The 12,704-nt window shown below is 68.1% G+C and carries 13 protein-coding genes; 6 read left to right on the forward strand and 7 right to left on the reverse strand.

Annotation, left to right across the window (positions count from 1 at the left end):
* Positions 1–14 precede the first annotated feature (14 nt).
* Positions 15–797 (reverse strand): site-2 protease family protein, encoded by a 783-nt coding sequence (locus ACZYVJ_RS17385; RefSeq protein ID WP_463832157.1) that lies wholly within the window; start codon positions 795–797, stop codon positions 15–17.
* Between the two features lie 9 nt (positions 798–806).
* A complete protein-coding gene (locus tag ACZYVJ_RS17390; protein ID WP_463832158.1) occupies positions 807–1,385 on the reverse strand; it encodes a peptidase M50 in 579 nt (192 codons plus the stop codon).
* Positions 1,386–1,761: 376 nt separating this feature from the next.
* On the opposite strand from ACZYVJ_RS17390, the gene ACZYVJ_RS17395 reads away from it, so the two are divergent.
* From ACZYVJ_RS17395 to ACZYVJ_RS17420, 6 genes are all read left to right on the forward strand, one after another.
* Positions 1,762–2,694: a histidine phosphatase family protein gene (locus ACZYVJ_RS17395; protein WP_463832159.1), complete on the forward strand. Its 933-nt coding sequence runs from the start codon at positions 1,762–1,764 to the stop codon at positions 2,692–2,694.
* Between the two features lie 177 nt (positions 2,695–2,871).
* Positions 2,872–4,170, forward strand: a complete 1,299-nt coding sequence (locus tag ACZYVJ_RS17400) for an adenylosuccinate synthase (protein ID WP_463832160.1) — start codon at positions 2,872–2,874, stop codon at positions 4,168–4,170.
* Positions 4,167–4,814: a PaaI family thioesterase gene (locus ACZYVJ_RS17405; protein WP_463832161.1), complete on the forward strand. Its 648-nt coding sequence runs from the start codon at positions 4,167–4,169 to the stop codon at positions 4,812–4,814. The genes ACZYVJ_RS17400 and ACZYVJ_RS17405 overlap by 4 nt, the downstream gene beginning before the upstream one ends.
* A gap of 40 nt (positions 4,815–4,854) precedes the next feature.
* Positions 4,855–6,111: a formate-dependent phosphoribosylglycinamide formyltransferase gene (gene purT / locus ACZYVJ_RS17410; RefSeq protein ID WP_463832162.1), complete on the forward strand. Its 1,257-nt coding sequence runs from the start codon at positions 4,855–4,857 to the stop codon at positions 6,109–6,111.
* A 166-nt stretch (positions 6,112–6,277) separates the two neighbouring features.
* Positions 6,278–6,718: a rhodanese-like domain-containing protein gene (locus tag ACZYVJ_RS17415; RefSeq protein ID WP_463832163.1), complete on the forward strand. Its 441-nt coding sequence runs from the start codon at positions 6,278–6,280 to the stop codon at positions 6,716–6,718.
* A 7-nt stretch (positions 6,719–6,725) separates the two neighbouring features.
* Positions 6,726–7,952, forward strand: coding sequence for an O-succinylhomoserine sulfhydrylase (locus tag ACZYVJ_RS17420; protein WP_463832164.1), 1,227 nt, complete (start codon positions 6,726–6,728; stop codon positions 7,950–7,952).
* Here ACZYVJ_RS17420 and ACZYVJ_RS17425 read toward each other — a convergent pair.
* The 5 genes from ACZYVJ_RS17425 to ACZYVJ_RS17445 all read right to left on the reverse strand — a co-directional run bounded on the left by ACZYVJ_RS17425 (position 7,949) and on the right by ACZYVJ_RS17445 (position 12,696).
* A complete protein-coding gene (locus tag ACZYVJ_RS17425) occupies positions 7,949–9,328 on the reverse strand; it encodes an NAD(P)/FAD-dependent oxidoreductase (protein WP_463832165.1) in 1,380 nt (459 codons plus the stop codon). The two genes, ACZYVJ_RS17420 and ACZYVJ_RS17425, sit on opposite strands and share 4 nt — an antisense overlap.
* A 585-nt stretch (positions 9,329–9,913) precedes the next feature.
* Complete coding sequence (locus ACZYVJ_RS17430) at positions 9,914–10,180, reverse strand: hypothetical protein (protein ID WP_463832166.1); 267 nt, start codon at positions 10,178–10,180, stop codon at positions 9,914–9,916.
* Between the two features lie 65 nt (positions 10,181–10,245).
* On the reverse strand, positions 10,246–10,872 hold the full coding sequence (locus ACZYVJ_RS17435; protein WP_463832167.1) for a hypothetical protein: 627 nt from the start codon (positions 10,870–10,872) through the stop codon (positions 10,246–10,248).
* A gap of 5 nt (positions 10,873–10,877) precedes the next feature.
* The gene (locus tag ACZYVJ_RS17440; RefSeq protein ID WP_463832168.1) at positions 10,878–11,540 is read right to left on the reverse strand and encodes a TetR/AcrR family transcriptional regulator; all 663 of its coding nucleotides are present in this window, start codon (positions 11,538–11,540) and stop codon (positions 10,878–10,880) included.
* A 7-nt stretch (positions 11,541–11,547) separates the two neighbouring features.
* Positions 11,548–12,696, reverse strand: a complete 1,149-nt coding sequence (locus ACZYVJ_RS17445) for an acyl-CoA dehydrogenase family protein (RefSeq protein ID WP_463832169.1) — start codon at positions 12,694–12,696, stop codon at positions 11,548–11,550.
* Positions 12,697–12,704: the final 8 nt, after the last annotated feature.

Genomic DNA, 12,704 nt, shown 5'->3' on the forward strand with positions numbered 1-12,704 from the left:
ATATATGGCAAGGGTCAGAACCAGCGGCTCCAGAAGCGGGTCAGCGCGTTGCCCCAACCCACCAGGACGTCCGGCACGCCGGACACGTCGAACAACGACAACACGACCCCGAAGAACCATTGGTTGAGCACGGGTGCCAGGAGCAAGAACAGCAGGATGACGAATCCCCACTGCTTGGCCGGCGCCAGCGCGCGCTGGGTTTCGCGACTCAGATGCGGTTCCAGGGCGTCGTATCCGTCCAGGCCCGGAAGGGGCAGCAGGTTCAGCAACACGGCGGTGAGCTGTAGGAACGCGAGGAACGCCACCCCCGACCACAGCACCACGTGCGCCGGGTCGAAGAACAACCGCGTCGCCGCCAGCAGCAGCACCGCCAGCACCAGGTTGGCCGCCGGGCCCGCCAGGCTGACCATGGTGCGGCGGGCGGGCGTCATGAACCAGGTGCGCACGTAGACCGCCGCGCCGGGCAGGCCGATACCGCCCAGCAGGATGACCACCATCGGCAGCACCAGCGAGAGCGCGGGATGGGCGTAGCGGCGCGGGTCCAGGGTCAGGTACCCGCGCACGGCGTCATCGTGATCGCCGAACCGCCAGGCGGTCACCGCATGCCCGAATTCGTGCAGGCACAGCGACACCAGCCAGCCGGCGATCACGAAGACGAACACTCCTGCATAAGCCAGTGGCCGCGTGCTGATCCCGGCCGACCAGGCCAGCGCGGCGCCGACACCCGTCAGCGCGATCAGGCCCAGGAAGATCGGGCTGGGCCGTACTGATTTGTGCCGGGAGGAGGGGAAGCTCACCGATCGAAACTAGCCGACCAGCAGCCAGCCTTCGATGTTGCGGTAGAACGCCGAGCGGCGCGCGGCGCGCGGCACCGCCACGCCGTCACGCACCACGGCGGCGCCCGTGCTGCCCAGCTGGGCGGCGCGGCCGGTGACCCAGCGGGGCCACAGACGGCCCGCGACCGCTGCCCGCAGGCCCGGCGCCGCCGGCATCGGCTCGATCCACACGCGTTCGACGTCACCGTCGAACAACGTGGTGTCGTCGACCACCGCCTCGCCGTGGATCGACCGCGCGCCATCCGCCGGCACCCAGCCCGCCCGCCCCACGATCACCGACCCGGTCTCGTCGCGGATCAGCGTCACCCGGCGCGCCCCAGCCCGCCGGGCGCGCCGTGCCGCCCGGAATCCGGCCGGCAGGCGGTAGATCCGGGTGGCCCGGGTGCGGCGGCGCGGCACGTACGCCACCTCGATGTCGAGCCGCTCGGCACGCAGCAGCCGGGCCAGCACCGTGGCCAACTCGGCGTCGCCGCCCAGCACCACCAGCCGCCGGTATGGGCCGATCGCGGCGTCGATATCCGTTTCACCGACGACTCGGTGGGTTGGCATGCCCCGCAACGGTCGGTAGGTGCGCCGTTGGCCGAACAGAAGAACCGCGGCGGCTCGATCTCCTTGCGTCACAGTCTATCCAATCAAGAAGCATCCAATGCCTTTGTCTCCCAACATCTCTGGCCGGAAATGAGCTGCGACGTCGAAAGATCCCGCCATAACGACACAGTCACAACATGGTTTCGGACTGCGAAAGTTGTTGCAACGCTGCCGGGAAACAACCGGATACTTTACTCCTGCCACAGGGCCTACGTTGCGCGGAATCCCGCCACGAGTGGTTAAGGGAACGGAGAACTACCATTCGCCGACTTACCACCATCCTGTCAAGGGCGCGAACCGCATTGCTCGGGTCAGGTGCCGGCCCCACGCGCGTCCGGTGCTGACGAAGCCGCTGTGCCGCTTTGGCGCCGTGCTGCTTTCGATTGTCCTGCTGTGCAGTGGATCTGCGACGGCGTGGGCGGACGAATCGATCGTGATCGATTTGGTGCGACACGGGCAGTCGACAGCCAATGCGGCGAGTCTGATCGACACGGCGCCGCCCGGAGCCTCGCTCACCGCGCTCGGTCAGCAACAGGCGCAGACCGTCGCCGGCGTGCTCGCGGCCAAGGGCCCGGTCGCCGCGATCTTTGCGTCGCAGCTGATCAGGACCCAGCGGACCGCGGCGCCGCTGGCTGCCGCGTTGGGCATGAACGCGCAGGTGTTGCCGGGGCTCAACGAGATCGACGCCGGCGCTTTCAACGGCCAGCCGCAGGTCAGCCTCGGCGGACTCGCGTACCTGCTGGCCCCGATCGCGTGGATGCTCGGGCTACGGATCGTGCCGATGCTGGCTCCCGGCTCCACTGATTCCAACGGGTACGAGTTCCGCAGGCGTTTCGACGGCGCGCTGCAAACCGTGTACGGCAATGCCGCGGCCAACGTCGGACGCTTTAGCGACGTGCTCCAGACGATGTATGGCAGCGCCCTTGCCAACCCGGTCCGCGCCTCGAACGGCAGGATCACCGAGGTGGCGTTCTCCAGCGAATTCGCCATCGGCGTCGGAACGATGATGAGCGTCAAAAATCCCGATCCGTTGCTGCTGCTTTTCGACCCGCTGCCCAACACGGGCATCGTCGTGATCCAGGGCAGCCCCCACGATGGCTGGACGCTGATCAGCTGGAACGGGAAACCGGTGCATCCGGGTTGGTCTGGTCTGAAGAACGGCCGTGGCGCCAACGGCCTGTGCCTGATGTTGGACGCGTCCACCAGGACCGGCGTGTGCGCGGCCAAGCCGCCGGCGGCAAGCGCTCCGGTCGCGGCGCCCTACGGGTGAGGTCGCCGCACCCGGCGGCCGCCTTTACCGGCTCTGTCACGCCGGTCTCGCCAGGTCCTGGCTTAAGCTGATTTGCCCGGCTCCTCAGCTGGCCATCGGCGGCCCGCATGGTCGCCCGGCTAGGGTGGGTCACCGGCTGGACCACAATACGCAGGCGAGATCAGGTTGGAGCGTGTCATGCCGGCAATCGTCCTCATCGGCGCCCAATGGGGCGACGAGGGCAAAGGTAAGGCCACCGATTTGCTCGGTGGGCGCGTTCAGTGGGTGGTGCGCTACCAGGGCGGCAACAACGCCGGGCACACCGTCGTCTTGCCCAGCGGGGAGAACTTCGCGCTGCACCTGATCCCGTCGGGGGTGCTCACGCCCGGCGTCACCAATGTGATCGGCAACGGTGTGGTGGTGGACCCGGGCGTGCTGCTGGACGAGCTCAAGGGCCTCGAAGACCGCGGCGTGGACACCTCCAAGCTGCTCATCTCCGCCGATGCGCACCTGCTGTTGCCCTACCACGTGGCCATCGACAAGGTCACCGAGCGCTACATGGGGAACAAGAAGATCGGCACCACCGGCCGCGGCATCGGCCCCTGCTATCAGGACAAGATCGCGCGGATTGGCATCCGGGTCGCCGATGTGCTGGATCGGGAAGTGTTGACGCACAAGGTCGAAGCCGCGCTGGAGCTGAAGAACCAGATCCTGGTCAAGATCTACAACCGCAAGGCGCTGGATCCCCATCAGGTGGTCGAGGCCCTGCTGGAGCAGGCCGAGGGCTTCAGGCACCGCATCGCCGACTCCCGGCTGCTGCTCAACCAGGCGCTCGAGGCCGGCGAGGCCGTGCTGCTGGAGGGCTCGCAAGGCACCCTGCTCGACGTCGACCACGGCACGTATCCCTATGTGACGTCGTCGAATCCAACGGCGGGCGGCGCGGCCGTGGGTTCGGGTATCGGCCCCACCCGGATCACCGCGGTGCTGGGAATCCTCAAGGCCTACACCACCCGCGTCGGCTCGGGCCCGTTCCCCACCGAGCTGTTCGACGAGAACGGCGAATACCTGTCCAAGACGGGCGGCGAATTCGGTGTCACCACTGGCCGGCGCCGGCGCTGCGGCTGGTTCGATGCCGTCATCGCCCGCTATGCCACCCGGGTCAACGGCATCACCGACTTCTTCCTGACCAAGCTCGACGTGCTGTCCAGCCTGGACACGGTTCCGGTGTGCGTGGGCTACCAGATCGACGGCGCGCGCATCCACGAGATGCCGATGACGCAGAGCGATTTGGCGCGCGCCGAACCGATCTACGAGGAACTGCCCGGCTGGTGGGAGGACATCTCGGACGCCCGGGAATTCGACGACCTGCCCGCCAAGGCGCGCGACTACGTGCTGCGGCTGGAAGAGCTTGCCGGAGCGTATATTTCGTGCATCGGCGTGGGGCCCGGGCGTGAACAGACCATCGTGCGCCGCGATGTCTTGGCGGCCCGTCCGTGACGGATGCCGCCCAGGACCCCAAAGACCTCGACCCCGAATACGAACATCACGGCGGCTTTCCCGAATACGGGGTGGCCGACCCCGGGCCCGGCTTCGGGCGGTTCGTGGCGGCCATGCGCCGGCTGCAGGACCTCGCCGTGTCGGCCGACCCCGACGACGCCGTGTGGGACGAGGCGGCCGACCGGGTCGCGGCGCTGACGGAGCTGCTGGGCCCGTTTCAGGCCGCCGTGGAGGGCCGGGCACCGGCCGGGCGGACGCCGGGCCTGCCCGGCATGGGCAGTCTGCTGCTGCCGCCGTGGACATTGACGCGCTACGAGCCCGACGGCTGCGAAATGCAGGGCCGTTTCACCCGATTCCACGTCGGAGGCAACCACGCGGTGCACGGCGGCGTGCTTCCGCTGTTGTTCGACCACATGTTCGGGATGGTGTCGCACGCGTCGAACCGGCCCATCAGCCGCACGGCCTTCCTGCACGTCGACTACCGCAAGATCACCCCGATCGACGCGCCGTTGGCGGTGCGCGGACGGGTCACCAGCACCGAGGGGCGCAAGGCGTTCGTGTCCGCGGAACTGGTCGACGGTGACGGCGCGCTGCTGGCCGAGGCCAACGGCCTGATGGTGCAGTTACTCCCAGGCCAGCCCTGAGCGCGGCCTGGCACATGCGGATCCGACCTATCCTTGAGCCGTGACTGACGGCGTGACCGACGGACGGGACGACGAAACGACGGCGCTCGTCGTGCCCCAGCAACCTCCCGCGCGCGCCGAAGCCCAGCCGGACACCCCCGCCGACGGCAGGCCGACGGTGGTGCTGCTGGGTTCCGGCGAGATCAGCCGGGAGCTGGCGATCGACCTGGGCCGCCTCGGGGCCCGGGTGGTCGCCGTCGACGCGCACCCGCACGCACCCGCGCACGGGGTGGCCGACCAGGCCATGGTGCTCCCGCTGACCGAGGCCGCCGAGCTGTCCGCGGCGCTGCAGCGGTTGCAACCCGATTTCGTGGTGACCGCCTCGGACGCCGTCGCCGCCGGCGCCCTGGACGCCCTGGCCACCGGATCCGGCGGCAATCACACCGAGCTGGTGCCCAGCGCCCGTGCCGTGCGGCTCAGCGCCGACCGCGAGGGCCTGCGCCGGCTGGCCGCCGACGAGTTGGGGCTGCCCACCGCGCCGTTCTGGTTCGCCGGGTCGCCGGGCGAACTCGAGGCGGTGGGCGCGCACGCCGGATACCCGCTGTTGGTCAAGCCGGTGTCCGGGCCCACCGGGCCGGCGCAGTCGGTGGTCGCGCGGCGCGAAGACCTCGGGCCGGCGTGGCAACGCGCGGTCGGTGCCCACGCGGGCCCAGGGCAGCCGCGGGTGCTCGCCGAAACCGTGGTCGAGGTCGAGTTCTACGTGACGCTGCTGGCGGTGCGCAGCGACGGCCCGGCCGGTCCGGCGATCGAATTCTGTTCGCCCATCGGTCATCGCGGCTCCGCCGGGCAGGTACTGGAATCCTGGCAGCCCCAGAACATGAGCGCGGCGGCGACGGATGCCGCGAAGTCGATCGCCGCGCGGATCGTCAAGGCGCTGGGCGGGCGCGGCGTCTTCGCGGTCGAATTGATGGTCAACGGCGACGAGGTCTACTTCACCGACGTCACCTCACGCCCGACCGACAGCGCCTGGGTGACGCTGCGCAGCCAGCGGCTCTCGGCGTTCGAACTGCAGGCCCGCACCATCCTGGGCCTGCCGGTGGACACCATGATGGTGTCGCCGGCCGCCGCCCGCGCGATCGACCAGGTCGACTGCCATGACCCCGTCGCGCTGACCGGGGCGCTCAGCGTGCCCGAAAGCGACCTGCGGGTGCTCGGGCGCGGCTACCGGGCGTTGGCGACCGCACCGGAGGTGGCGGCCGCCCGCGAGCGCGCCGGCCAGGTCGCCGGCCGGCTGGCCGCGCCGGAGTCACACGGCTGAACCCGCGCCCTTTCGCGCGAATCCACCCGCCCCCAGCGGGCCCCGGCGACGGCCTCGATACGATCGCAAGTCAGGTATCGCTGCGGGTACGGGGGCAATCCGGCCGGGGCTTGACCGCTCAGGCGCGGATAGTGTGGCTGACAACGAGCAACGAGGGAATACGAGCATGAACACAGAGCGCGCACACTCCTACGCCGGGGACATCTCTCCCTTGGAGGCATGGAAGCTGCTGAGCGACAACCCCAACGCCGTGCTGGTGGACGTGCGGACCGACGCCGAATGGCGATTCGTCGGTGTGCCCGATCTGTCCAGCCTTGGCCGTGAGGTGTTGTTCCTGGAGTGGAACTCGTCCGACGGACGGCACAACGCGAACTTCGGCGAGCAGCTGCGCGAGCAGGTTGCGCCGGCCGAAGCCGGTGCGCAGCGGCCGGTGCTGTTCCTGTGCCGCTCCGGCAACCGTTCCATCGGCGCCGCCGAGGTCGCGACCGAGCTCGGCATCACGCCGGCCTACAACATCCTGGACGGCTTCGAGGGCCAGCTCGATGCCAACGGCCACCGGGGCGAGACGGGCTGGCGCGCAATCGGATTGCCCTGGAAACAGGGCTGAACCGGCGATGACTCCGGCCGACGACGACTCCGTTCGCACGCCCGCGGCGCTACCTGAGGGAATCAGCCAGGCGACCATCGGCGTGCGCGGCGGGCTGTTGCGTTCGGGATTCGACGAGACCGCCGAGGCGATGTATCTGACGTCGGGCTACGTCTACGAGTCGGCGGCGATCGCGGAGCAGTCGTTCACCGGCGAGGTGGACCACTTCGTCTACTCGCGGTACGGCAACCCGACCGTGACGATGTTCGAGGAGCGGTTGCGCCTGCTCGAAGGGGCGCCCGCGGCCTTCGCCACCGCGAGCGGCATGGCCGCGGTGTTCACCTCGCTGGGGGCGCTGCTGGGCGCGGGGGACCGGCTGGTCGCCTCGCGCAGCCTGTTCGGCTCGTGCTTCGTGGTGTGCAACGAGATCCTGCCGCGCTGGGGGGTCGAAACCGTCTTCGTCGACGGCGACGACCTGGCCCAGTGGGAGCAGGCGTTGTCGGTGCCCACCACGGCGGTCTTCTTCGAGACACCGTCGAATCCGATGCAGTCGCTGGTTGACATCGCCGCGGTGTGCGAGCTTTCCCGCAGCGCAGGCGCAAAAGTGGTGTTGGACAACGTTTTTGCTACACCGCTGCTGCAGCAGGGCATTCCGCTCGGGGTCGACGTGGTGGTGTACTCCGGCACCAAGCACATCGACGGCCAGGGCCGGGTGCTCGGCGGGGCCATCCTGGGCGACAAGGAGTACATCGACGGTCCCGTGCAGAAGCTGATGCGGCACACCGGCCCGGCGATGAGCGCGTTCAATGCCTGGGTGCTGGTGAAAGGGCTTGAGACGCTGGCGGTCCGGGTGGAGCACAGCAATTCCTCAGCCTACCGGATCGCCGAATTCCTGGAGGACCATCCGGCGGTGAGCTGGGTCCGCTATCCGTATCTGTCCTCACACCCGCAATACGACCTGGCCAAGCGCCAGATGTCCGGCGGGGGAACGGTGATCACCTTCGCGCTCGACTGCCCCGACTATAAAGCCAAGCGGCGCGCCTTCGAGGTGCTGGACAAACTGCAGCTGATCGACATCTCGAACAATCTCGGCGACGCCAAATCCCTTGTCACGCATCCGGCGACCACCACGCACCGGGCGATGGGCCCGGACGGTCGCGCGGCGATCGGGCTCGGTGACGGCGTGGTGCGCATCTCCGTCGGGCTGGAAGGCACCGACGATCTGATCGCCGACATCGATCGGGCGTTGAGCTAGCCGGCCTGTTTCTCGGCCGAGTCGACATGCTCGGCCGCCGCAAGGCTGCCGTCCTGCGCCTGCCGTTCCAGCCAGTCGACGACCGGGCGGGCGTAGATCATCTGGCTGGTGATGGCCATCTGGCCGCGGGTGCGGCCCAGGAACGAGATGCCCCAGGCGAACATGGCGGCGATGCGGTTGCGGTGGCCGACCAGGTAGTACAGGTGCAGCAGCAGCCACGCCAGCCAGGCGACGAATCCGGCGAACTCCACCTTGCCGACCTGCGCGACGGCGCTGTAGCGGGAGATCAGCGCCATGCTGCCCTTGTTGACGTACCTGAACGGTTTGCGGTCGGCCGGATTGTCGTTGCCCTTGGCGGCCCGCTTGATGATGGTGGCCGCGTATTTGGCGCCCTGGATCGCGCCCTGCGCCATGCCGGGGACGCCGGGCACCGACATCAGGTCGCCCACCACGAAGACGTACGGGTGTCCCTTGACGGTGAGGTCGGGTTCGACGATCACCCTTCCGGCGCGGTCGGTTTCGGTGCCGTCGGACTGCTCGGCGATCATCGCGCCCAGCGAGCTGGCCTGCACCCCGGCCGCCCACACCTTGCACGCGCATTCGATGCGGCGTTCGCCGCCGTCCTCCTCCTTGATCGTGATGCCCATGTAGTCGACGGCGGACACCATCGCGTTGAGCTGGACCTCGACGTCCATCTTCTCCAGCCGCCGCTGCGCCTTGAGGCCGAGCTTGGGACCCATCGGCGGTAGCACCGCGGACGCCGCGTCGAGCAGGATGACGCGGCATTCGCTCGGGGTGATCGTCCGGAATGCCCCGGCCAGCGTGCGTTCGGCCAGCTGGACGATCTCGCCCGCCAGCTCGACGCCGGTGGGCCCCGCCCCGACCACCACGAAGGTCAGGCGGCGTTTACGCTCGACCGGATCGGTGGCGACCTCGGCGGCCTCGAATGCGCCGAGGATGCGGCCCCGCAACTCCAGGGCGTCGTCGATGCTCTTCATCCCGGGCGCGAAGGCGGCGTACTCGTCGTGGCCGAAGTAAGACTGCTGGGCGCCGGCGGCAAGGATGAGGCTGTCGTAGGGCGTCACCGTCTCCATGCCCATCAGCTGTGACGTGACCGTCTTCGCGGTGAGATCGATGGCCGAGACTTCGCCCCACAGCACCCGCACGTTCTGCTGGCGGCGCAGGATCAGTCGGGTGGTCGGCGCGATGTCGCCCTCGGACAGGATTCCGGTGGCCACCTGATACAGCAGCGGCTGGAACAGGTGCGTGGTCGTTTTCGAGATCACCGTGATGTCGACGTCAGCGCGCTTGAGCGCCTTGGCCGCGGACAGTCCGCCGAAGCCGCTTCCGATGATGACGACACGATGGCGCGACATGCCTGTCCCTTCTTCACGCGTGGGCCTGGGTGTCAATCTTCCCAGCGCATGTCCACCGTACGACGCCACCCGGGAGAAAGGCGAGGCATCCTCCGAATACCGGAGCGCCGCGCGCGGCAACCACAATTGGCCGAAGGGACGTCACGGGCGAAAGCCGTTGTAAGGACTCGGGTTTCGGCACATTTCGGATGTGCACGCGCACCAAGGCACCGGACGGCCATCGACCCAGGCCTGTGCATGGGCTGACGGCCACCCGAAATGCCTTGTGTGTTGCAGGATCCCGGCCGGAGTCGCGCTGGATCAGCGATCCTTGTCGCGGCTCCGGCCGGTCACCTCTGGAACTTCGCGAAACGCGAAGGTATATCCGAACGAAAAGCCGCAAATTACTTCGCGGCCCGTTCGGTTACTGCACTGCTATCCGGTGCAGGTCAACCCGGGTCCGCAATCGATAACGAGCGGAACCGTGCAAGCCGAGGTCATTGGTGCTGCGAGAGCGAGGACCAAGGCGAGGACAATTTTGCCGGTACGACGCGACATAAAGAACCCCCTTCGTCTGGGAGACGATTGTCTGATGCCCGACGCGGGTCAGCTTACGTGCTCAATGACTCGTAGATAAGGGATTTCGCGAATATCGGCGCTCGATTCGTCGAACGGATGAGTCGAGATCGCCTGCCGGATGCGGCCGACTCGGCGCGAATGGAATTTCAGCAAAATCGACCGCCGGGAAGAAATGGAAATATCCTGCGCGGTCACATCGGCACGGCTATATTGGGACGCTAATCCCGCTGCTCGGCCGCGGTGTGCGCTAGCCGGATATGAATTCAACTCGGCAACCAAATCGGCGGCGGCCACGCCGCGGCGAAACCGTCAAGCCGGCAACCGGTTTCACCGGCCCTTCGGTGGCACCTCACCTCGGCCTAGAACGGCCACGCGTTGGCGTCGCTCTTGTACTTGGCGTTGAGGTCGCTGCAGAAGTCGGCGGCGGTGCCGGCGAGCAGGATGTAATAGGTCTCGCCACGGCGGCTTTCGTAGGAGGTGGGGGTGGTCCAGCCGTTGTCGCACATCGCGGCTTCGCCACCGGCCGCCGTCCTGCGCCAGTTGGTCTTGGCGCAGGCGACCAGGCTGTCGACGTTCGGGATAGCGCTCTTGGCGGCGACCAACATCGCGCCTCCCCACTGTCCGTCGTTGCGCCGATAGGCGCGGGCGCCGAATCCGGCGTTGTTGGTCTGGCAGGTCAACGCCCGGCGTAGCAGCGAGAACGGACCCGCGAGCTGCTGGTTGGCGGCCCCGGCCGCGGCCGTGATGAATTGCGCCGCGTCCGAGCCGTCCACCTCCTGGACCAGGTTAGGGTTGCCAAAGCTGAAGAGCTGCTGCGAGATTCCCTGCCCGGCGGTCGAGCCGCCGCCGATGATCGGCCCGGCACCGCTGGAGGTCATCGCGGGAAGTGCTCCGCTGGGATCGGCGCCCGCCGCGGGCATCCCGGCGGCGGCACCCAGGACCAGCAGCGCGAGCATGCTGCGAATCGGGCGGATGGTCATTCTCATGACCCTTATTTCAGCACGTGCGCGTAGCCGGCGCGGCGGTCGTCGGCGATCAACCCGGTCAGCAGGTGGCGGGTCTGTAGCGCGATGTACTGATCGATGTTGTAGATCGGCCCGAAGTGCCAGTGCTTGAGCGCCCAGCCGTGGGCGAGCAGCATGATGTCGAACACGGTGAGGTCGACGTCGACGCGGCGAAAGACGCCCTGGGCGATGCCCGCCTCGATCACCGCGCGCAGCGGTGCGGCGGTGGCGATTTCGAGGTCCTTGATCTGGGTGCGACCCGGCGCCCCGAGGGTGCGGCTCTCCCGGTAGGTCAGCACCACGCCGTCGAGGTTCTCGTCGACGATCTCGATATAGCGGCGCACGCCGGCTGTCAACTGGTCGACGACGTCGTCACCGGCGGCCGCGATGACCGGTGCCAGCTGATCGCGGAACACGTCCAGGATCCGCACGATCGTCGCGAGCAGCAGGTCCTCCTTGCCGCCGAAGTACTTGTAGATCAGACCGACACTGACCTTGGCCTCGGTGGCCAGATCCTGCATGGACATCTGATGAAACCCGGTGCGGCCCATCACCTTGACCGCGGCGTCGAGCACCTGCCGGCGCCGCGAGCCGGCCCGGGCCGCGCGTACCGCCTCCTCGACGGGCAGCTCGCTGTAATCGGTGACCATCACAACCTCAGATGCCGAGGTCCTTGGCGATGATCGTCTTCATGATCTCGTTGGTGCCGCCGTAGATGGTCTGAATCCGGGCGTCGACGAAGGCGCGCGCCACGCCGTATTCGCGCATGTAGCCGTACCCGCCGTGCAGCTGCAGGCAGCGGTCGGCGGTGCGCACCTGCAGGTCGGTGGTCCACCACTTCAGCCGGGCGGCGCGCGCGGCGGTCAGCTCACCCTCCAGGTGTTGGGCCAGGCAGTCGTCGAGATAGGTACGCGCGATGTCGATTTCGGTCGCCAGCTCGGCGAGCACGAATTGGCTGTTCTGAAAGCTGGCGATCGGTGAGCCGAACGCCGTGCGGTCACGCACGTAGTCGAGGGTTTCGGCCAGGATGCCTTCGGCGGCGGCCACCGCCCCAACCCCGAGCGCGAGCCGCTCCTGGGGCAGGTTTTTCATCAGCTGGTAGAAGCCCTTGCCCTCTTCCCCGAGCAGATCGGCCTTCGGCACCCGCATATCGGTGAAGGTGAGCTCGCTGGTGTCCTGGGCGTGCAGGCCGATCTTCTCCAGGTTGCGGCCGCGGGAGAATCCCGGCGTGGCGGGGTCGACGACCAGTAGCGACAGCCCGTGGTGGCGGTCCGGTGAGGTGCGCACCGCGATGACGAAGAGGTCGCCGACCTGTCCGTTGGAGATGAACGTCTTGGCGCCGTTGACGACGTAGTCGTCACCGTCCGGCACCGCCGTCGTGCGGATTCCGGCCAGATCGCTGCCGGTGCCGGGCTCGGTCATCGCGATGGCGAGCACCGTCTCGCCGGTGACCACGCCGGGCAACCAGCGCTGTTGCTGCTCCGGCGTGGTCAGATCGGTGAGATAGGGCAGTACCACGTCGTTTTGCAGCGTGAAGGCGATGGCCTCGGCGGCCGCACCCGCACGCTGCAACTCGTCGATCACGATCGCGTTGTAGCGGAAGTCGCACACGCCCGGGCCGCCGAGCTGCTCGGGCACCGAGAAGCCCAGCAGCCCGAGTTTGCCCGCCTCGACGAACAGCGAGCGATCCCACTGGCCGTCCCGTTCCCAAATCTCGTGATTAGGCACGACCGTCTGCTGTACGAAATCGCGTACCAGGTCCCGGAACTGATGATGCTCGGGCGTGTACTGCAGGCGTGCGGCCATCGATGCTC

It is taken from the genome of Mycobacterium sp. IDUB_3 (assembly GCF_055419585.1).